Source organism: Apibacter mensalis (assembly GCF_001418685.1).
Classification (GTDB): Bacteria; Bacteroidota; Bacteroidia; order Flavobacteriales; family Weeksellaceae; genus Apibacter; species Apibacter mensalis.
On sequence record NZ_LIVM01000004.1, the window covers coordinates 43,696 to 66,220 of the forward strand.

Annotated in this window: 14 protein-coding genes and 1 other RNA gene; 11 read left to right on the forward strand and 4 right to left on the reverse strand. The window is 31.8% G+C overall.

Translation table 11 applies throughout. The features are described 5' to 3' along the window. Positions 1-192 precede the first annotated feature (192 nt). The 6 genes from ssrA (at position 193) to ASC36_RS03680 (ending at position 5,986) form a co-directional block, all read left to right on the forward strand. Positions 193-593, forward strand: a transfer-messenger RNA (tmRNA) gene (gene ssrA / locus ASC36_RS10460). A gap of 936 nt (positions 594-1,529) precedes the next feature. Continuing rightward, positions 1,530-3,335 carry a type VI secretion system Vgr family protein gene (locus ASC36_RS03665; RefSeq protein WP_055425139.1) on the forward strand — a complete coding sequence of 602 codons (1,806 nt, stop codon included), beginning with the start codon at positions 1,530-1,532 and terminating at the stop codon, positions 3,333-3,335. A gap of 104 nt (positions 3,336-3,439) precedes the next feature. Further along, positions 3,440-4,894, forward strand: a complete 1,455-nt coding sequence (locus ASC36_RS03670; RefSeq protein WP_055425140.1) for a hypothetical protein — start codon at positions 3,440-3,442, stop codon at positions 4,892-4,894. Between the two features lies 1 nt (position 4,895). Then, positions 4,896-5,507 carry a hypothetical protein gene (locus ASC36_RS03675; protein ID WP_141656191.1) on the forward strand — a complete coding sequence of 204 codons (612 nt, stop codon included), beginning with the start codon at positions 4,896-4,898 and terminating at the stop codon, positions 5,505-5,507. 27 nt (positions 5,508-5,534) lie between these two features. Beyond that, positions 5,535-5,696 carry a hypothetical protein gene (locus tag ASC36_RS10630; RefSeq protein ID WP_156332306.1) on the forward strand — a complete coding sequence of 54 codons (162 nt, stop codon included), beginning with the start codon at positions 5,535-5,537 and terminating at the stop codon, positions 5,694-5,696. A gap of 80 nt (positions 5,697-5,776) precedes the next feature. Further along, positions 5,777-5,986 (forward strand): hypothetical protein, encoded by a 210-nt coding sequence (locus tag ASC36_RS03680; protein WP_055425142.1) that lies wholly within the window; start codon positions 5,777-5,779, stop codon positions 5,984-5,986. A 231-nt stretch (positions 5,987-6,217) separates the two neighbouring features. Here the strand turns inward: ASC36_RS03680 and ASC36_RS03685 are convergent, their stop codons facing one another. The 4 genes from ASC36_RS03685 to ASC36_RS03700 form a co-directional block, all read right to left on the reverse strand. Further along, positions 6,218-7,264, reverse strand: coding sequence for an NAD(P)H-dependent glycerol-3-phosphate dehydrogenase (locus ASC36_RS03685; RefSeq protein WP_055425143.1), 1,047 nt, complete (start codon positions 7,262-7,264; stop codon positions 6,218-6,220). Positions 7,265-7,296: 32 nt separating this feature from the next. Further along, positions 7,297-8,868, reverse strand: a complete 1,572-nt coding sequence (locus tag ASC36_RS03690; protein ID WP_055425144.1) for a xylulokinase — start codon at positions 8,866-8,868, stop codon at positions 7,297-7,299. 325 nt (positions 8,869-9,193) lie between these two features. Beyond that, the gene (gene mutS, locus ASC36_RS03695) at positions 9,194-11,779 is read right to left on the reverse strand and encodes a DNA mismatch repair protein MutS (RefSeq protein WP_055425145.1); all 2,586 of its coding nucleotides are present in this window, start codon (positions 11,777-11,779) and stop codon (positions 9,194-9,196) included. Between the two features lie 330 nt (positions 11,780-12,109). Further along, the gene (locus tag ASC36_RS03700) at positions 12,110-12,928 is read right to left on the reverse strand and encodes a DUF6427 family protein (RefSeq protein WP_055425146.1); all 819 of its coding nucleotides are present in this window, start codon (positions 12,926-12,928) and stop codon (positions 12,110-12,112) included. A 44-nt stretch (positions 12,929-12,972) separates the two neighbouring features. Between ASC36_RS03700 and ASC36_RS03705 the strand changes: the two genes are divergently transcribed. The 5 genes from ASC36_RS03705 (at position 12,973) to mfd (ending at position 22,516) form a co-directional block, all read left to right on the forward strand. Then, positions 12,973-13,158 carry a hypothetical protein gene (locus ASC36_RS03705; RefSeq protein ID WP_055425147.1) on the forward strand — a complete coding sequence of 62 codons (186 nt, stop codon included), beginning with the start codon at positions 12,973-12,975 and terminating at the stop codon, positions 13,156-13,158. Between the two features lie 45 nt (positions 13,159-13,203). Continuing rightward, a complete protein-coding gene (locus tag ASC36_RS03710) occupies positions 13,204-14,316 on the forward strand; it encodes a CapA family protein (protein ID WP_073961203.1) in 1,113 nt (370 codons plus the stop codon). Between the two features lie 336 nt (positions 14,317-14,652). Next, positions 14,653-15,723: an endonuclease gene (locus ASC36_RS03715; protein ID WP_055425149.1), complete on the forward strand. Its 1,071-nt coding sequence runs from the start codon at positions 14,653-14,655 to the stop codon at positions 15,721-15,723. Between the two features lie 381 nt (positions 15,724-16,104). Next, entirely contained in the window at positions 16,105-17,439 is a 1,335-nt protein-coding gene (locus ASC36_RS03720; RefSeq protein WP_055425150.1) for an alpha/beta hydrolase family protein, read from the forward strand. A 1,711-nt stretch (positions 17,440-19,150) separates the two neighbouring features. Further along, a complete protein-coding gene (gene mfd, locus ASC36_RS03730; protein ID WP_055425152.1) occupies positions 19,151-22,516 on the forward strand; it encodes a transcription-repair coupling factor in 3,366 nt (1,121 codons plus the stop codon). The last annotated feature ends 9 nt before the right edge of the window (positions 22,517-22,525 follow it).

Genomic DNA, 22,525 nt, shown 5'->3' on the forward strand with positions numbered 1-22,525 from the left:
TTTTGTAATAGTTTCAAACCAATGAATTTTGTTTTTATTAAATTATAGAAATAATTAAAATTTTTATATTTTATGAATAGCTTATTTTATATAAAAATTAATTTATGTTGTGAAATATTTTTTAGGGAGACCATTTTTCAAATATACTTTTTAAGTATAAATAAAAATGATTATATTTGCTAATTAACATTGGGGGATGACCGGTTTTGACAGCAAGATCAATGGGTAAGTAAGCATGTCGAGTCACGTAATGTAATCTCGTAAATCTTTCGTTACAAACTTATAACTGGCAACGAAGAATACGCTTTAGCTGCTTAATACGACCGAATTACAGTAAGTCCAAGCTATCTCCTTACCAGGTAAGGAAGCTAAATGTCTCTCAAAAGCCCTTCTCTGCGGCGTTTGATTAAGAGGCACGGGAATGCGGAGATAGAACAGAATAGGCATCGGATTTTGTTTGAAAATTTAGATGATAAGCTGCTTGTGGAGTGTGAATTCTCAGCAATCAGCCGAAAATTAATAATTCACTAAGCATGTAGAAAGCTTGCGTATTGCTTGTTTGGACGAGGGTTCGAATCCCTCCATCTCCACTATAAAACTCGCTTATATAGCGGGTTTTTCTTTTATACAAAGGTTTTTATTGAATTTTAGTAATTTTTGAATATGACAAAAAATGCTGTATTATGCCATATTTTTGATACACTTTTTTATATTTGTATCAAATCTTTTGATACAATTCTTAAAAAGTCGCTCCTCTTGGGTAATAATTTCTAAGAGGATTTTTTATGGACATCCGTTTTAAATTATATATGCATTTATTTGAGTTGGGACATTCATAATCATTCACGAAAATGGTTCAAGTCCAAAAAAAAGAAAATCCTACCATTTTATTTTTTCTTTTTACGATAAAAAGCAAGAAAAATTTTCACAGAATACAAGGAATTGGTCTTTAAGATGGACACCCAATTAAAAATTGTGTTTAATGTGTTTAATGAGTCATTTATAGATACACAATCCATAAAAAATTAGTTATTATACAGAATGTTCATCTTTTATTTCATAGTGCCTTCAGATGCTGACCAATTAAGATTAAGAAATAAAAAATTTTTTGAACAAGTTAAAAATAAATATTCCACTTATAAGTATACAATCATGACTGTTGACTTCAGGATAAAGCACACATTCACCTAAGGATAAAAATATAATTCTGATAATTCTAACCGGAACTTTATGTCTCGTGTCTTTAGTTTCTTGCTTATTTAGGTTGATGTTATAATGAGGAAATTGGAGTTTCACGATCCAAGGAAAAGCGAGTTGTTAAAATTTCTCATATCTCAATATCTTATTTTTTTTGTTGTATTGTTTAAAACATATATACGTATAAATAATGTAAGTATATAGGCTATAATGTGCGTTTTTGTATACTTATTAAGTTTCTATTTGTTTTTTTGGCTATATTTATTTCAATAATTAAGTAATTGTTATTTTTGTGTTTTATAAATTTTTAATAATAAATATACTTTTTTCATATGAAAACCACTACAAACTATGAGAAATACAATAATCAATCATTTCAGCTAAACCCGCCTGAAAAAGAACCTCGTTATTATGCTAAATACGGAGGAGTAAAAGATGAAATGTATGGAAATTCACACTTGGTTTCCGTAAAAATATACATAAACGAAACCGAATATTTTACCAAAACCAGCATTAAATTAGAGCTTAAACAAAAGCTTAATGAATTACATACCTTTACTCTGTATTGTGATCCGGATGAATTCGGGGAAAACAAAAAGACCTATTTACTGCAAAATACCAAAGAGTTTTTAGGAAAAAAAATAACCTTTGAATTTCGCCAGTATGGTAAAACGGCTTCGATTTTTACCGGAATCATCACACAAATATCCATGCCTAAGAAAGAAGGCATCCGTAAACTGGTATTTCGGGGTACCTCTCCCGCCATATTAATGGAGAGCGGCTTACAATGCCGCAGTTTTGAAAACCAAACCTTGGAGGAGATCATCCAAGAAGTAATCCGACCCTATCCCAAGAATCTAATGAACTTCCATATCAATCCCAATAAAAAAGAACGGTTGGGTTATACAGTACAATACAACAGTACGGATTTAGAATTTATTCAGCAATTAAGCGAACGCTATGGAGAATATTTTTATTACAACGGAGAACAGTTTTGCTTCAGCTCCTGGGGAGGGAAGATCGTAGAATTGATGGAAGGCGAAGAGATATATGATTATGAGTTAAAGTTGGGGATACAACCCCAGAATTTTAAGTACACAGCATATGATGCTAAACAGAAAACGGACCATACCCTAAATTCCATTCATCAAAACCATTCCCCGTCAACTAATCCCTTTCAACAACATGCCTTGTCGTACTCAAAAAAACTGTATAATACAGTACCGCAATCTCATTATGACTACAGCTTATTACAGAACGGAGCTATGGAAATAGAGCAATCAGTAGAGACAGAAAAAAAGAAAAGGCAGAATTTGGTCTATGTAGAAGCCGTCAGTAACAACCCTCAATTGCGCGTAGGAGATATAGCCAAGATAATGGTATGGATTCCGGAACATGAAATATTTAAGGACGGGCGCGTGCCGATTGAATCGTATAAAATCACGGAAATCATACACACCTTTGCTGACGGAGAAGGTTATGAAAATACCTTTATCGGGATACCCAAAGATATGACCGTTCCACCGTATTATAACGGAAGAACATATTCGAAAGCATCAATACAACATGCCACGGTAACAGACAATCAAGATCCGTTGAAAATGGGAAGAGTGCGCGTACAGTTTAGCTGGCAGAAAGAAAGCAACAGCCAAACCCCGTGGATACAAGTAATACAACCCCATTCCGGAGCAGGGAAAGGGACGTACATGAACCCGGAAATAGGCGAGACGGTTTTATGTGCCTTTCATGGAGGTAATGCCGAAGCCCCCGTAGTATTAGGAACGGCCTATAACGTAGGAGAAATAACCGCCTATTATACCCAAGGCAACGACATAAAAGTGATCCAGACCCGAAGCGGTGTCAAGATTGTTTTTAACGATGCAGAAGGAAGCATCCTATTGGAAGACCCCAGCGGAAATAAAATTTTTCTGGACGGGAAGGGAAATATAAAAGCAGATGCCCCCGAAACTCTTTTTATGAATGCCAAAAATGTGGTAGTATCAGCCTCACAGAATATACAAATGACTGCGGGGGAAAATATTTCCACTACGGCGGGAAAAGATTATACCCTGGCGGCAAACAATATTTTTGAAAGTGTCGGACAAACCAGATTTTCAGATGCTAAGAATATAATTTAAACATCTAAAAAAGGAACATACGGCAGTGAGGAAGAAAATTTCCATTTAAGAAGTGGTAAAAAAGTTAAATCCAACAGTTCTCAAGATACAAGTTTACACTAATTATGGAAGGAGGAAACATAATACGGAAAATAGGGGGAGAGAGTATAAAACAAGCAAAAAAATCTATAATATTAGAGTCAACTCATGATAATTTAACCTTATATTCAGCCAAAAAAGTGGAAATGATAGGAAAAAAGGGCGGAGTAGAATACTTGAATGATTATGTACCTCCTGCGCCTTTACGTGTGGTAAAACTGGACGGTCCTTTTGATGAAAAAGGCCAAAAAGTTACTGTACTGGAAAAGGAAAAATGGTATATATACAAAGTAGTGCAATTTAACAGAGGGGCAAAAGAATATGAAATTAAAGACTTAAAGTGGGCAACAAAATTTGATAATCAACCCCTAAATACAGGTTATTCAAATATACGAGGATTAAAAGAAGTAAAATTTAATATAGATAAAGAATTTAATTACACCAAATTTGTTGTTTATGCTTACTTTGAGAAGCCTATTGATGAGGTGAGTATTGAAAGCAGATTAGATGGTAAATTTTACTATAAAGGCACCAAGCAATGGGGGCAACTGCAAAACGATACCGACAAGGTAAAAGCAATTTTGGATGCCCACAACCAAGAGTTTAGATCCAAAGCAGGAAACTCCGGGCAGGCTGCTATATCCCATCTGGAAAAACTTTCCGAAAAGCAAATTCAGAAACTTTATGAAGGCAACGATTATAAAGGCGGCTTTTTCGGTACCCGAGACGTACTTAAAGAAAATACCGCCAATACCATAGTTCAGAATTTTTATCATGGCAATGGTAAAAAAGTAAGTTTTGGCCCCGATACCGAAATTTCCAAACGCCTGCACCAATTCAAACCCTTTCAGGACTATTTTTACAATAATTACCTGCAAATGATTAAGTTTGTACTGGAAGATCCAAGACTTGATATTCATACGATTGGTAAAGAAGGGATAGAAAGAGTTTTTGGAGAAGATTATTTGGATAAACTTGCATTGTCTAATTTTACCGGAGTTAATTACCGCCCTAAAGAATTGGCCGCAGATTTATACATGCGCACGTACAATGAAGAAGGATTCGAGTATTACGGCTTGATGGGAGGCACGCAAACGGTTAAGGTAGATTTGAAAATAGAAGAAACCCAGCCCGGGCGCTTTAAAATAGACACAACCATGTATATAGGGGATTGGTACGGGTCTGATTGGGGAGACATTAACGGAGGAAAAGACTATGGAGAAATATATTCCAAACTGATGAATCAATTTACCGATGTAGGGAAAGCCCTGGTGTCTCAAAACATCGCTATTGCGGCTATGGGCAGCCGACTAAATGAAATGATGGGACATAAAAAAGGGAACATGTCCTGTTTGAATGCCTTTTTCTGGCTTCAATACCATTACGGCTACCTTCCCGGCTACGAAAAAAACTATAAACCCTTTGAAACCGAACTGGTTTATAAATCCGTAGATTATATAACCATCAACAGCAAGAAATAACATGAAATCTACACTACTTTTCTTGTACTCCATGCTCCTTTCTGTTTTGGTAAGCTGTTCTCCACCCAAAAAGCCCCTAGGGAAACCCAACATACATCATTTACGGGATAATTATCTTGGTCATTATTATGTATTTGATAATTTTCAGGATAACGAAAATTGCATTAAATACCTGTTTAACTTTGCTGAGAAGAATAAGGGCTATCTGATAATTATGACCCATAAAGATATGTATGAATTTGATGACAATATAGCTTTCATTAAAGATACGGCTTCTCATAAGTTCATTTTTAATAGAGAAGATAATCAGGGTAATGATACAAACACCCGAAATTTTAGAATTAGTGTAAATTATTTAAAAAAAACCAAGCTACATTTTAAAATAGAACAAGGAATAAATAAAGATAAACTTCCCGTAAAAAAATTATCAACTGATTTTGATAGCCTCAATGTCAACATCGTACAGAATTTTTTGGATTACTCTTATGATGATTATGAAACACAAAAACAATCCGAAAAATATATTTATGAATTATACAATAAAAAAGACTCGCTTAAAATCAGGCAAGTTTACCACAATTTCGGAAAATGGTTTGAAATAGATATTTTATAATGATGAGTATTTAAAATAGACACAACCATGTATATTGGGGATTGGTACGGGGTTTATTCAGCTCCAACAAGCGGAAAGACTCCGGGAGGTCGTCTTGAGGGAGGAATGTTTATTTTTGAAAAAGGTAAAAACCAAGAAAAGAATAATATGAAATACTGTAAAATGATCGTTATTAATAAATTAGTATAAGTTTTATCTGTTTTTACTACCAAGAATTAAATTTCACAAAATTTGTTGTTTATGCTTACTTTGAGAAACCTATTGATGAGGTGAGTATTAAAAGCCAACTAAAAGATGGTAAATTCTACTATAAAGGCACCAAGCAATGGGGGCAATTGCAAAAATATAAAACCGATGGAGAATTAGATTTTTCTGCTAAGTATGATAGAATAACAAATAAAGATATAGAATTAAATGCTAACAGTCAGGGTAAAAAAGCTTATAAAATGTTTGTAGATTGGGGGAAGAAACAGGTTTAAAGATGTCAAAATTCTATTATGAAAGTAGTATTACCGGTACACGCAAAGTGTTATCTGATAACAGACCCATCAAACCTTTTCTGATTTTATGAGATTGTATTTCAGTTGTCATTTAAAATATAAAAGCTGAAATGGTAGGTTATAAATGTATAATGAATAAATAGTTCCTGAAATTTCAGGAACTACTTGGGTTAATTAGTACAACTATGGTGAAATTTAAAATCTATGTCTTTAAGGTTTTTGGGGGAGAACTGCTTCGGAAAGCACTCGTACCACCGATCTTTCAGTTCCGGCTAAAATCTCATTTACTGCTTGTAATAACGTCATTTTTTCTTTAAGATGAGGAGCTGATTGCTCAACTAATTTGGCGGCGAGACTTGCTGCCGGAACTCCTTCTACAGTTTGTTCTAAACGATTCATTTCTGCTAAGGCATTTTTTGCGCTTTCGCCTCTTCCTATCCTTACACCATATACTTTATTTCTACCCGATAATCCGGTTACTTCCAGGTCACCTACTCCGGGCAGACCGAATGCAGTTTCCATTCGAGCACCTAACGCTTGTCCCAATAAGGACATTTCTTTGATTGCACGACTAAACGTTGCGGCTTTTAAATTATGATGGGGGAATCCTGTTCCTTCTTCAAGACCGTCTGCAATTCCTAAAGCTATGGCATATACATTCTTCATGGGAGCACAGATTTCTACTCCGATCTCATCGTCGGTTGCTTCAATGCAATAAACCTCTGTTCGTGCTTCTTGGGCATACTTGCGTGAAACTTCCAGATCTTTGCATCCGAAGATGGTGGCGGTGGGTTTGCCTTCTGCGCATTCGTTTGCTTTTACCGGACCGGCGATTGCCACAATAGGAGGGATTAATACTCCTTTTTGTTTAGCTATGATGCGTATTGCTTCGGGGAGAAGCTGGATTTTACCATTTTTATCCGGACAAAATCCTTTAGAGGTAAGCCAAAGTGCTTTTGCTTGTGAAATTCCTTTTAATGCTAATTCGGTAACTTTGGGAACACCTACAGAAGCAACAGACATTACAACAACATCTGCTCCTTCTAATGCTTTATTTAATTCATTGGAGCGATAAAGTTTAACTCCTTTTTCAAGAGGAATTTGGGTTCTTGGATGAGGTTTACCTGCTTCGCAAACATCAAGTAAGTGACCGTCCAGCCAGGTACCCCATAGTCTCACTTCCCATCCTGCTCTACATACCGGTGTACATAAGGCCGAGCCCATGGCTCCAGCTCCTAATATGGTGATTATTGCCATTTTTGTTTATTTTATGGATTATGTTTTTGGTTTTATAATTCTGATTTTGGTGATTCCGGTTTGGTAGAAGGATGTTTTTCTGAAAGCTCATAGAGTTGTTCAAAAATATTTTTTAGTTGCGGATAAAGTTTATGTTGTATTTCAGCAACTTCTCTATATCTTTCGCATTGAGTTAAATCGGGTTCTATAGTATCACCGAAATGAGCCATATGTTTAGCTGCATGAGCTATGTCGGTGGATCCGTGTGCTCCTATTCCTGCCATGGCAACTATGGAAGCTCCTAAGGCAGAAATTTCATCTTCTGAACATATTGTAATGGGGAGTCCTATGGAATCGGCCATTATTTGTCGCCATAATTTCGATCGGGTTCCGCCGCCCATGGCTCGAATAAATTTTAATTTAACACCGGTTCCTTTTTCAATGGATTCTAAGTTAAATTTCATTTCAAAACCGATTGATTCCAGAATGGAACGATACATATGTGCTTTGGAATGAGTTCCTCTCCAGCCGACTACCGCACCTCTTGCTACAGAGTCCCAATAAGGACTTTGTACGGCATTCCAGTAAGGTAGGGTTACAAGTCCTTCACAACCCGGAGGAATATGGGAAGCTTCATTATCTAATTTCGGGTCGGGTTCCCCTAATAATTTAGGATCGCCCAAAGATTGTCTGAACCATCCGGCAAGATATGATCCCGATGATTGTAAAATTTCAAAAACAAAATTCCCTTTAATTCCTGAAACATGAGTTCTAAATACTGGATCGCATCTGTATTCAGAGCTTTCAACTCCAGCATTTACGGCAGTACCTAAATTTAAAAAGGCAATATCCGCGGATACGGCCGCTGCACCTAATCCCGCTGCCTGACCATCTCCCAGTCCTGCGATAACAGGAATCGACTTGGATAATTTCCATTCTGATACCAATTCAGGTTTTAATTCTTCCATAATTTCTCCGGGAAGAACTAGATCGACCATTTGCTCTCGTGTTACTCCGGCTATATGTAAGAGTTCTTCACTGTAATCAAATTTACGGATGTCTAATAAGCCTAAAGAATCTGTTGCAGCTACAGAGGAAACCCATTTTCCGGTAAGGTTCCAAGATATATACCCGTGTACTTCTACTAATTTGTGTGCTTGTTCCAGTATTTCGGGTTCATTTTCTTTTAACCAGGCAATTTTATATATGCCGGGAGTAACGCCCGGAGGTTTACCTGAAAGATTGTGTATGTAGTGAGATCCGTAAGTTCTAATTTGTTTCGTAGCGCGACCGTCCAGCCAAAGTATCCCATTACGTATAGGTTTTCCGTTTTGACTAAAAGGAGCAAAGCTTTCTCGTTGATGAGTTAGTCCTATAGCCGCAACGCGTTCTCTGTCTTTCGAAGAAAGTTTCGATAACACTTCTCCTATGCATTCTTTGGTAGTTTCCCACCATCGGATCGGATTATGTTCATAAAAATCCATAGCAGGTGTATGGAGTTGTATATTTCTTTTTGCTGTGTGCCAAATGTTACCGTTTTCATCAACGATAATTGCTTTGGTAGAAGTGGTTGAAGAATCAATGGCAATGACTAAAGGACCGTCTTGTGCTTTTTGGGTGTCCATAGTTTATAATTTTTTTGTGGTTTTAGTTTAATTGAAAGTCAATTAGACAAATATATTTACTAAATCGAAAGTAGGCAAGAATTAAACGAAATTTTTTTTACAAATATCGATAACTAAGGAAGTGTATCGAAAGTAAAATGTTTTTAAAAAGAAACTTTTTGAAATCTGAACAAATACATTTAATTTTTTTTGGTATAAAAGACAGATAATTTCAATAAGTTTAAAAAATATTATCGTTAACTATTTTTTGATAAAAAATAAATGATTAAAAGAACGTGGAAAATGTTTACGGTTTATTGATATATCATTAAAAAATAATTATCAGTTAGCCACCTATCATTTTCTTTATATGATTTAATTTTATTAAGGCTTCAATAGGAGTAAGGGCATTGATGTCAGTTTTTAATATTTCTTTTCGTATGTTTTCTAAAACAGGATCATCCAGTTGAAAAAAGCTTAATTGTATGTTTTTGTCAGTTAATACTTTGGTTCTTTCTTTTAGCTCTTCTTTGGAACTGTTTTTTTCTAAAGTCTTTAAAATTTGCTCGGCACGTCGAGTTAAAATTTCCGGCATTCCTGCTAACTTTGCTACATGTATACCAAAACTGTGTTCACTTCCTCCCGGTACTAATTTTCTGAGAAATACAATTGTTCCATCTAATTCTTTAATGCTTACATTAAAATTTTTAATTCTTGCAAAGGAAGTAGTCATTTCATTAAGTTCATGATAGTGGGTCGCAAAAAGTGTTTTCGGGTGAGTAGGATGTTCATGCAGGTATTCTGCGATAGCCCAAGCTATGGAAACGCCGTCATAGGTGCTGGTGCCTCGGCCTATTTCATCAAGTAATAGTAAGCTGCGATCTGATATATTATTTAAAATACTGGCCGTTTCGTTCATTTCAACCATAAAGGTTGATTCCCCTTTTGACAGATTATCCGAAGCTCCTACACGAGTAAATATTTTGTCTACAATTCCCAAGGTAGCATTTTTTGCCGGAACATAGCAGCCTATTTGAGCCATTAAAACAATTAATGCCGTTTGTCTGAGCAATGCAGATTTTCCGACCATGTTGGGTCCGGTGATCATGAGTATTTGCTGCTTTTCATCATCCAAATAAATTGAATTAGCTACATAGGATTCTCCTAAAGGTAATTGTTTTTCGATCACTGGGTGTCTTCCGTCTGTTATGTCAATGATTTTAGAATCAGTGAATTTGGGTTGAGTATAAGAATTTTCTTGGGCTGTTTTTGCAAATGACAGTAGGGTATCGATAGTAGCAATTATGGAAGTATTATGCTGTATATCGGCAAGATTATTTTTTATTTTTAAGCAAAGACTTTTAAATAATTCGGATTCCAGTATTCCTATTTTTTCTTCAGCACCCAGAATTTGTATTTCGTATTCTTTTAATTCTTCTGTTATGTATCTTTCTGCATTAACCAAAGTTTGTTTCCTGATCCAGTCGGAAGGAACCTTATCTTTATGAGTGTTTCTAACTTCCAAATAATAGCCGAATACATTATTAAAATCAATTTTTAAGCTAGGAATTCCGGTTTTTTCTGATTCCCTGATACATAAATTATCTAAATATTCTTTACCATGATTTTTAAGATTTCGCAATTGATCAAGTTCTTCGGAAATTCCTTGTTTAATAACATTTCCTTTTGATAGAGCTACTGGCAAATCTTCATTCAGATGTCTTTGTAATAATAATACAACCTCCTTTAAATTTTTAAATTCTCCAAAATTGCTAAGTGTTGGATGATTTTTCTCTTTTAAAATTTTTTCAATGGTTATGTAATGGATCAGAGAATCTTTCAAATATCCTAATTCTTTAGGTGATATACGTTCACCGGCTAATTTTCCTAAAAGTCTTTCTACATCGGATGTGCCTTTAAGTTTTTCACTGATCTCATAAGATATTTCAGGGAATTTTAGAAAGAAATCTACTACTTCCAATCTTCGTTTGATCACAGGTATGTCTTTTAGAGGAGTGAGAACCCATCTGCGTAACATTCTTCCTCCCATATTGGTATGCGTCTTATCTAATATTTTTAATAGGGTAACCGATTGGGATTCTTTTGTATGTATTAATTCTAAATTTTTGATAGTAAAATCGTCCATCCAAACAAAAGTTTCTTGCGACAAACGTTGAATATTGGATATATGATCCAATAATGTATGATGGGTATCTTCTACCAAATAAGCAAAAATCGCTCCTGCAGCTGTTATAGCCAACTTCATCTGATCTATTCCAAATCCTTTCAGTGATTTAGTTTTAAAATGGGAGGTTAGTTTGTCGTAGGAGTAATCATATTGGTATGCCCAGTCTTCTAATTGAAATGAATAAGCTTGATGAGTAAAGGGTAAAGGATGTCTTCGTTGATGGATTATTTCGGTAGGCTTAAAATTATCAATTAGATGTCGGAGCTTTAACTCATCTCCTTCAGAGACCAGGAATTCACCGGTGGAAATATCCAATAAAGCCATTCCATATAAATTTTTTTCCTGGTGAACAGACAATAGAAAGTTATTACTCTTAGCTTCTAATACTTTATCATTAAACGTCACTCCCGGTGTAACCAATTCCGTAACACCACGTTTGACAATTCCTTTTGCCAAGGCAGGGTCTTCCAATTGATCGCAAATAGCAACTCTAAGTCCCGAACGTACCAACTTGGGTAAATAAACATCTAAAGAATGATGAGGAAATCCGGCTAATTCAATATGAGAAGCCTGTCCATTAGCTCTTTTTGTAAGAACAATTCCTAAAATTTTGGAAGCTTTTACAGCATCTTCACCAAATGTTTCATAAAAATCTCCAACTCGAAACAACAGCATAGCATCCGGATATCGGGCTTTTATACTGTTGTATTGCTTCATTAAAGGAGTTTCTTTTGTCTTACCCATTGCTTATGTGAAATTATAATAAGTGTTAATTTACATGAATTTGCTAAGTTAACATTTATTAATGGTATTAAAAAATTGCAATTTTCATTAAAAGCTTAGCCATTTTTGTTCTGAAATACATCTAAATGATCTTGACTTAGAACATTTTATGCTTTATTCATAATTTAAAAGTGTTGAGAAAATATATATTTTAAAGTTTGAAAAATAAAGTATTGATTCTAAATGAATCCTTTCGGAACTCACATTCTTTAGTTGAGATAAATTTAGTTTTAACTCGTTCTAACTTTTTAACGTATAATAAAAAAAGATTTATATAAAAATTCAAAACTTTTAAATACATCTAGAAGTAATAAGGCTTACCGGAAGACTTACGAATATCAATAACGCATAATTATCTCCCATAAAGAAAGCATATATTAAAATCCAAAATAATAAATAAAAAACTAATATGGTATGTTGTGAAGAGATATTTAAATCTTCAGAAATATTTTTGTTCGAATATTGACTGATCCATCCAAAGATTAATACAACCGAGAGTATTAATAGAATAGGTATTTGATATTCAAAATGAAACGTTGGGATGGTTAATTGATTTATCCAATTGTTCAAATATGAGAATGAATCGGTAATCAATGTTATTTCAAGTGTAAGGATCATGGTAACCACAACTCCGGCAATATATTGAGATATATTAATTTTTTCTTTATAATAAATAATTGTCATAAACAAAAACAGAAAAACTATAGTAATGGTAGGGAAGTATAATAAGCTTGATATGGAAGTGAGCATACCAATGTTAAAATATTTCAATTGGGAAGATTTGGTGAAAATATCCAACAGTAATAAAAGAGCAATAGAAAGTAATAAGTAGGAAATACCAATAGTTGAATTGGTAAATTCTTCGCAGGAAGGAATAAATAAAAGATTATAGATGGCTAATGCCCATATTTTACTTTTATTTTTAAATTTTGAGTATAAAATAGTAATTACATTTAAGATATATGATAGAGAGCTTATAGCTGCTATCTCCCATAATCTGGTTAGGGAATTAATTTGTAAATGGAGATAAAATATAATTGCTACTAAAAAAATGATCCACAGGCCTAAAACGGGAAAAAAATATTTATTAAAAGGAGAATTCGAGTACATTTTTTTATATATTTGTTACAAAAATATAAATAAAAACCTATTAAATGATGACAGAATTAATTCTAGGTATCAGCAAATTATTTACATGGTCTTACAAAATTTTACCTGTCATTGGGCATTTTGTAGATTGGTTTTATGTGGTAGTTCTTTGTTTATTTCTTTTATACTGGTGTAAAAGAATTATTGGATTTACACAAAAAGACAACAAATATGATGGGGATCATCTATAAATTATGTTTTTAAGGCACAGTCAATGGCTTTATTAACTTATTCTTATGAGATTCTTTTTAATTATTATAACCTTTTTGGTAATTATAGTTGCCTGTAAAAAAAATAAGGATAAAGAATTTGAAAAAAAGTCTTATCCGGTTATTACTTCAAAAAATCTTTCTTCTAATATTATTTCCGATACGGTAACAATTACTGCTGTTGGGGACATCATGATAGGAAGTAATTATCCCTCTATATCTTATTTGCCAGGTGTCAATATATTAGAAGAAATTAAACCCGTACTTAAAGAAAAAACGGATTTAATCGTCGGTAATTTAGAAGGTACCTTATTTGATTCCGGAGGAAAGCCCAAAAGTTGTACCAATTCTAATTTTTGCTTTGTATTCAGAACTCCTTTTACCTATGGAAGATATTTGAAGGAGGCTGGTTTTGACTTTTTAAGCATGGCAAATAATCATAGTAATGATTTTGGATCAATGGGGAGGATCGCAACAGAAAAAAACTTAAAGAGTTTAGGAATTCAATATGCCGGTATATTAAAACATTCTGAATATGCTATTAAAGAAAAGAATGGAATACGATATGCCTTTATTGGTGCCGGGCATAATGCGGGTTTAGTAAGTTCGATTTACTACACGGATATCAAGAGAATCATAAAAGAGGTTCGTCCTAAAGTGAATATTGTTATTGTTATGTTTCATGGGGGAGGAGAGGGTGCCTCTTATCAGCATATCCCTTTTAAAAATGAATTTTATGCAGGTGAAAATCGTGGCAATGTGGTGGAATTTGCACATGCGTGTATCGATTCGGGGGCAGATCTTATCCTGGGAAGCGGTCCTCATGTTGCTAGAGCCATTGAGCTTTATAATAATAAGTTTATAGCTTATAGTTTGGGTAATTTTGCCACTTATGGAAAGATTACACTTACCGGACCTAATGGAAATGCCCCGATTCTAAAAATTAAAACCGACGTTAAAGGAAATTTTATTTCTTGTCATGTTGTATCCATAATTCAAAGTAAGGGATCTAAAAAAGGCCCTGAAATCGACCATAACCATAGAGCATATAATTACATTAAATATTTAACCCTTACAGATTTCCCTAATAATCGTTTTATCTTCACGTCATCTGGAGAAATTAAAGTCAAACCTAGGTAAATTAAATTAATTATTATTTTTTGCGAACTGTTTATATTGTATGAACAAGTATCGGTTTGGTATTCGTTGTAATTATTTTTTGTGAGAATTCTATTTAACCTCCTTGTACACTACATAATTTTAAAATCATTTTATTTATCTAAACATAGCTTTTAACATAATAATGAATTTATATTATGAAATAGTTGTTAGATATTAATTTATTCAATGATTTATATAAGATATATGATGTTATGGCTGTTTCTAATTATTAGAATTATTAGAGAATATATACCTATATTTTTTTGTCTCAAACAATATTTTTATTTTTATAATAGTCTTACTAAGTATACATATATGAAAAAAAAATTTACTCTTTTATTATTGGTAATAGTCCATTTATTCTTATTCGCCCAAATTCCAAAATATTATGATTCCATAGATTTTTCAAAACATGGAGACAATTTAAAAAAAGATATTTCATCTTTAATTACTGCTACCCATACCACCTTATTGTATTATAGTAATAGCAAAAAGCCTGATGTGTGGAAAACCTTAAAATTGTCAGATTTAGATCCTGATAATCTTCAACAAAATACCGTTTTATTAATATATGGCTATAATAACGATTCGGAGGATACAATGCATAATCGTATGAGAAGTGTGGATTCATCATGTCACAAATCTTCTTGTAAAGGACTTTGGACCAGAGAACATGTTTTTGCAAAATCATTAGCAAATCCTAAATTAGTCACATCGTCTAGAGGTCCCGGTACCGATGCACATAATTTAAGGGCAGTAGATCAACAATATAACATCCGTAGAAGTAACCGGAATTTTGCCGAAGGTAAAGGAATTTCCGGTAATGTTTCCTCTACGGGTTTTTATCCGGGGGATGAATGGAAGGGTTCTGTAGCAAGAATCATCATGTATATGCATGTCAGATATCCTTATCAATGCGAGGCTAAAAATACTGCAGAAAGTACCTATACTTATAGTGTTGAAATGCCGGATTTATATCTAAAGTGGAATGCTGAAAAAGATCCATCGCTTTTTGAAAAACTTCGAAATGAGGTTATTTACAGCGTACAGGGAAATAGGAATCCGTTTATTGATAACCCTTACATTGCCACTCTTATTTGGGGAGGACCAAGTGCTTTAAATACGTGGGGATATATGTTGGTGGATGAAATGATAAAACCTGTTGAATGTAAAGTTTATCCAACAGTAACATCTGATAATTTTATATATATTAAAGGACGGGATATAAAATCAATATATATCTATAACGTTTCAGGCAATTTGATTAATCATATTGTAAATTTTAATGACAACAAACTATCGATTCCAAATCAAGTGGGTATCTATTTTATTAAATTGGTTACTAAATCAGGGAATCAAACTTTTAAAATTATAAAAAAACCATGAATCTTATTAAAGTAATATTTTAAATATATAAGTAATTATATGGAAAAGAAGCCAAGTAATTTTAAGGCTTTTTATTATTTTAAATTCTTAAGAAAAAATTTTAAAAGGTTCTGCTTATATTCAAAAATATAGACTAACAGTTAATAATATGTATTTGTGATGTAATATAAACAAACTTAAAATACTTGATTATATTAGTTTAAGCTTTTGTTATAATACTTTAAAAAGTTATTTGTTTTACTATTAAATTATTTATTATTTAAATTAATATTTGAGAAAAAAGAATCCAATTACACTACTTAAATATGGTAGTTTTATATTTATATTTCATAATTTTATAGTTAAATTTACCTATTAAAAATAAATTTATAAATTAAAATTATGAAAAAATTTACATTTAGGTTTATCATCTTTTCTTTTTTAGGGATGATATTAACAATGCAATCATGTACTAGCGAAGATAGTCTTGATGAAGTGTCTTCAAGTTCCGTAAATTCTGATGAATCATTATCTAATTCAGTATCAGGTTGGTCAAATGATTTTGAGGAAATTGGAACTTTGGATTACAGTACTTTATTAGATATAAGGGAAAATTTAATTAAGTCTGGAGTAAGTGTATCAAATTTAAAATTAAATGAACCTTCTAAAACGCGAAGATCACAACCTTATGTTCAGGTTATAAAAGTAAAAGCTAAAACCTCTCATCCCAATCGTTTAGGGGGGACCATTGATGTATCAGGAGTATTGTTATTGCCTACAAAATTTATCTGTAATAATATATTTAAACACCGTATAATTATTGCTCCACCTCCAACGTATACCTATAATAAAATGGCTCCTTCTAATGTGTTTCAAGGATTTAAATGGATGGATAATGATTTTCATTTTAATTACTTAGCTTTTTGGACGCTTCAGGCTTGTAGCGGCTTTATAGTTTTCTTCCCTGATTATCCCGGATTTGGAGATTCATATAAACAATGTCAACATCCGTATTTAGATTCAAAAGCTATGGTTAATTCTACGTTGGATTTATTAAAGTCTGCTCAAAGAACCTTAACCAAAAAAGGATATAAATATAAAAAGGATTTAATAATTACCGGATATTCTTTAGGTGGTTTTGTAGCTTCTTCTTTAGCACGGGAAATTGAAACTAACCCTTCACATGGTCAATCAGTTGGCTTGTTGCTTACAGGTGGTACTCCTTGTAATTTAAAGCAAATTGCGGATATAGTTAGAGGTACTGAAAAAACTCAACATCATTTTTTTCTTTCTTATGGTTTGTGGGGGTATAAGGAAAATGCCTATCCGTATATAAATATCAACGATTTTTTAAAAGAGCCTTATGCTTCCAAATCCCTTTCTTGGTTTGATGGAACTCATTATGAATTACTATTAAATCTATATTTTTCAAACAGGCCTAAGGATATATATACCGAAAAATTTATTAAATATCTTGATACCGACCCGAGCATTTCTTATATGAATGAAATACTTAAAGAAAATAGCGTTAAACCTTGGAAAAATAAATGTAGATTTATAATGACGCATGGGACTTCCGATGTTTCTGTTTATTATCAAAATGCCTATGATTTTTCTGAAAATCAGAAAAAAGCAGGTGGAAATGTAACCTTTATCCCTACTGTAGGTGATCATATTATAGGTATAGTCCCTTATTATGCAAAGGCAACACTTTATGCAGCACTTTATAAATATTAATTTTATTTAAATTATAAGTAAAAAATAAAGCAGGTCTCATATGAGTCCTGCTTTACTCTTTATAAGACTAATACATGGTATATCTTCAGATTATTTCAAAAAACTTGTGAATTTGCTTAAAATTAAAAAGTTATTAATTTTTATAAGATTCAATAATGTAAATATTAGGTTAACAAGGCTTTACAGGTATATAAAAAGTAGGTTTGATGTTAAAATAAACTGTTATAAATTCTATTCTGATTGATATAATTAGTTGTTTCACTACATGGTAAATTCGTTTAGTAGCTTGAAAAAAAATTATATAATTGATTACGTAGTATTGATGGAAATTAGATATATATAAATTAATATGAATATATTTTATAAAATTAGAAAATAATTACATTAGTTATAATATAAAATTTAGGGATTTAGTTTGTAATAAAATAATATAGATAAACAGATTGCTTATATAGGTAGAAGTTAAAAAAAAACACGAAATCCTTATTTCCTTGCTTATGGTTTATGGAGATATAAGATCCCAATATAAACTTTAAAGATTATTTAAAAGGACCATATGCTTCTAACGTGTTATTCTATTGCGATGGTACTCATTATAATATAATAAAAGTAAATGCGTATGATTTTTCAATATTATAGAAAAAATTTGAAAGTAATGTAGTATTCATTCCAACATAAAGAAATTGCATTATAGCATGGCTACTTTAATTGTACAAAGCGATCTTTTATATTACTCTTTATAAATAGTCTTTTTATATTTATAATTGTTATTTTATATACTTTATGAAAGCCCAAAATTTCCTTTTTTTCAAATAATCTAAATTTAATTCATTTACATAGGCCTCCTTTTCAAAACTTATTTCACTATAGGCAATATGTGCATTTTTATATTTTATAAGATTATGTATATATTCAGCTATATAAAATACAAAGAAAAATATCCAAAACATTTCAAGTTGTTGTCTTAAATGTATTCTCTCGTGGTTAATTAATATTTTATTTCTTTTTAAATGTTTATATCGTATAAAAATAAATGGGAATATAGTTATTCCTTGAAAATCGCCATAAAATATAAGTGGGAAATATATTATCATTTGTTATCTGTTATTTTCCAATTTTCATCTAAAGAATTGGCTGTCTCTTTATCAACTTTTATGCAAAATAAATTATAGGAATATATTATCTTACTATAATTAACATTGATTAATACTCCAGGGTTATTATTCCAACTAATACAGTCTATATAATATCTAAAATTATTATTTATTAGTATCTTTTAAATTAGAATTGATTCATAATATTTGAGAAAAATTAATCAGAGTACCAGGTGTTGTAAAAAGAGTAATTATTTTTTACAAATTTAAGTAAGCAATATACAGCTTCTTTTAATATAATAAGTTGTCTCATTGACTGTTCTAATGTGGGATAAGATTATAAATTATCTTTACTTTATATTCCTTTCCCGTAATAAATTTATACACTAATCTAAATTAAAGTAGATTACAAAATTATCATAAACTAATGAATTTATCAATTTATTTAAATATTTAATATTTTTATTATTACATATAAATATTATTATTTATTTTTTTATATGTAATATTATTTTAATTTTATTTAAGAAAAAAAACATAATTAAAATAATTAAACACTGATATGTTAAATAATTAAATAATTGAATTTCTAACAAATTTTGTACCTTTACTTTGTTTTGAATACAAATTCTATTATACACTCAATTTTTCCGATTTTAAAAAAGAGTATTTTAAATTCGGAAGTAAACATATTTTTAGAAGAAAAAAATAACATAAAATTATCTGTGTTAGGTGCTGCAGGATCCTATATAAATATTTACAGCAGTTATTTATATAGTTCTTTAAAAAGAACAGTATTAATACTCTTTTCGGATAAAGAAGAAGCAGCTTATGCTTTAAATGAGATTGAAGATATGTTTGGGAAAGATAAAGTTTTGTTTTATCCTACTTCGCATTTAATCCCCTATCAAATTGAGGAAGTGCAAAACGCAAATGTGGTCTTACGTACTGAAGTTATTAACAGTATGAACCGAACACAAAATCCTAAAATTATTATTACCTATGCAGACGCGTTGTTTGAAAAAGTAATTACTAAATCTGAGTTAAATTCAATTAGTTTAAAAATAAAAATAGGCGAAAAAATAGATGCTGATTTTCTTAATGAAACGCTATTCAGCTTTCATTTTAAAAGAGCCGATATGGTAACTCAGCCCGGCGAATTTTCGCTAAGAGGTGGAATTTTAGATGTATTTTCTTATTCTGATGAAATGCCCTATCGTGTAGGTTTTTTTGGTAATGAAATAGAAACTATCCGCAAATTTAATATTGAGACTCAATTATCTGTGGAGAAAGTTGATGAGTTTATGGTAGTTCCCAATATTGATAATTCATATAATGAAACTTTTAAAGTTTCATTTTTAGATTATTTGCCTCCTGATACGATATTTATAAGTAAAGATTTATCCATATCCATAGCTAGAATTGAAAATAAATTTTCTAAAGCAGAAGAAGTCTATACTTCCCTAAAACAAAATATAAAACGTAGTGAGCCAAAGGAATTGTATTTACAACCCCATGAGCTTATTTCAAAAGTAAAAGATAATTCTTTCATCGAATTTTCTTCGATACCTTATTTTACTGAATACAAATCGGTACGATTGGATCAAACGGAACAACCTAGCTTTCATAAGCAATTTGAATTTTTAGGACAAGATTTGTTAGAGAAAGAAAAGCAACATTACCAAACTTATATAGCTTTTCAGTCAGAAAAACAGGAAACTAGGTTGCAAGATATTTTTTCAGAAATAGAAAAAGAAATTCCCTTTACGGGATTTCATGCAAATGTAAGTAAAGGATTTATTGATCATAATGCTAAATTTCTTATATATACGGATCATCAAATTTTCGAAAGATATCATCGTTATAATTTACGAAACTCATTTTCAAAGTCGGAATCTTTGACATTAAAAGAGCTCACGGACTTGAAAGTGGGGGATTTTGTAACCCATATCGATCATGGGATTGGTAAATTTATGGGGTTGGTGAAAATTAAAAATGATGATAAGTTACAAGAAACGATTAAGTTAGTTTATAAAAATAATGATATTTTGTATGTAAATATTCATTCTTTACATAAAATTTCTAAATTTTCAGGAAAAGAAGGGGGAGAGATTACTCTTAACCAATTAGGTTCGGCAGCATGGAAAAACCTTAAGAATAAAGCAAAAAGAAAGGTTAAAGAAGTTGCTTTTGATCTTATAAAATTATATGCCGATAGAAAAACCAAGCCGGGATTTGCATTTTCACCAGATGGATATTTACAAAATGAGTTGGAAGCCTCATTTATGTATGAAGATACCCCTGATCAGGAAAAAGCCACTCAAGATGTAAAAAATGATATGGAAAAACCTATTGCTATGGATAGGCTCATATGTGGAGATGTAGGATTTGGTAAAACGGAAATTGCCATAAGAGCTGCGTTTAAAGCAGCAACTGACGGAAAACAAAGCGCCGTTATGGTTCCGACAACTATATTGGCTCTACAACATTATAAAACTTTTGTATCCAGATTAAAAGATTTTCCTGTACGTATTGAATATTTAAATCGGTTTAAAACGGCAGGACAAAAAAAAGAAATAATTAAGTCTCTTGCAGAAGGAAAAATAGATATTATTATAGGGACCCATCAGCTAATTGGTAAAGATGTAGTTTTTAAAGATTTGGGTTTATTAATTATTGACGAAGAACATAAATTCGGAGTTTCCGTAAAAGACAAATTAAAGACATTAAAAACTACGGTGGATACATTAACATTAACGGCTACACCTATACCTAGAACGTTACAATTTTCTTTGATGGCGGCTCGTGATATGTCTGTAATTAAGACGCCACCCCCCAATAGACAACCGGTTCACACTCAACTTATCGGTTTTAATGAAGAACAAATACGAGATGCAGTAATTTATGAATTAAATAGAGAAGGACAAATATTATTCATTAATAATAGAATTGAAAATTTGGATGTACTGGCCGGAATAATCAAACGTTTGGTACCCATGGCCCGAATTGCAATTGGACATGGTCAAATGGAGGGAAAGAAGCTTGAAAAAATTATGATTGACTTTATGGAGGGTAATTACGATGTATTAATTTCAACGACAATTATAGAATCAGGGTTAGATGTCCCTAATGCAAATACTATTTTCATTAACGATGCTCAAAGATTCGGTTTAGCAGATTTACATCAAATGAGGGGAAGGGTAGGAAGATCCAACCGAAAAGCTTTTTGTTATCTTATTACTCCGCCTTTAGATGTTATAACTTCTGAAGCCAGAAAGCGTTTACAAGCTATTGAACAATTTTCTGATCTAGGTTCCGGATTTAATATAGCGATGAAAGATTTGGAGATACGCGGAGCCGGAGATTTATTAGGTGCTGAGCAAAGTGGTTTTTTTGCAGAAATAGGTTTCGAGGCTTATCAGCAAATATTAAATGAGGCTATAGAAGAATTGAAAGAAGATGAATTTTCAGATTTATTTGTTGAAGAAAAGGAGAAAAAAGAATTTATTTCAGATATTCAAATTGATACTGATTTCGAATTATTAATACCTGATCACTATGTAAATAAGGTAGAAGAAAGATTTTCACTTTATCAAAAATTATCTGAGATTGATAATGAGCAGGAGCTAATAAATTTTAAAAATGAGCTTATCGATCGCTTTGGAAAATTGCCTAATCAAACTCAAGGTTTATTAAAAAGTGTAAAATTAAAGTGGATTTCAAAATATATTGGATTTGAAAAATTATTGGTTAAAAATAATGTATTATTGGCTTATTTTCCTGTCAAGGCTCAATCTAAATATTATCAATCAGATATTTTCAAGAAAGTTCTTGAATATTTACAAAATAATCCGTTTGAAGCTACTTTAAAACAAAAAAAAATAAATGATAATTTACAACTTTACTTAAGAAAAGAGAATGTATCGAAAATAGATGATTTGGTAAATTTTTTGGAAAGAATAAACGCTTTTATTAATCAATAACAATTAGAC

Bases quoted from the DNA above. Each gene is read 5' to 3' on its own strand.
- ASC36_RS03690 (WP_055425144.1), bottom strand. From the start codon at position 8,868: ATGGACACCCAAAAAGCACAAGACGGTCCTTTAGTCATTGCCATTGAT.
- ASC36_RS03670 (WP_055425140.1), top strand. From the start codon at position 3,440: ATGGAAGGAGGAAACATAATACGGAAAATAGGGGGAGAGAGTATAAAA.
- ASC36_RS10630 (WP_156332306.1), top strand. From the start codon at position 5,535: ATGTATATTGGGGATTGGTACGGGGTTTATTCAGCTCCAACAAGCGGA.
- ASC36_RS03715 (WP_055425149.1), top strand. From the start codon at position 14,653: ATGAAAAAAAAATTTACTCTTTTATTATTGGTAATAGTCCATTTATTC.
- mutS (WP_055425145.1), bottom strand. From the start codon at position 11,779: ATGGGTAAGACAAAAGAAACTCCTTTAATGAAGCAATACAACAGTATA.
- ASC36_RS03700 (WP_055425146.1), bottom strand. From the start codon at position 12,928: ATGTACTCGAATTCTCCTTTTAATAAATATTTTTTTCCCGTTTTAGGC.
- ASC36_RS03675 (WP_141656191.1), top strand. From the start codon at position 4,896: ATGAAATCTACACTACTTTTCTTGTACTCCATGCTCCTTTCTGTTTTG.
- ASC36_RS03705 (WP_055425147.1), top strand. From the start codon at position 12,973: ATGATGACAGAATTAATTCTAGGTATCAGCAAATTATTTACATGGTCT.
- ASC36_RS03665 (WP_055425139.1), top strand. From the start codon at position 1,530: ATGAAAACCACTACAAACTATGAGAAATACAATAATCAATCATTTCAG.
- ASC36_RS03720 (WP_055425150.1), top strand. From the start codon at position 16,105: ATGAAAAAATTTACATTTAGGTTTATCATCTTTTCTTTTTTAGGGATG.
- ASC36_RS03710 (WP_073961203.1), top strand. From the start codon at position 13,204: ATGAGATTCTTTTTAATTATTATAACCTTTTTGGTAATTATAGTTGCC.
- ASC36_RS03685 (WP_055425143.1), bottom strand. From the start codon at position 7,264: ATGGCAATAATCACCATATTAGGAGCTGGAGCCATGGGCTCGGCCTTA.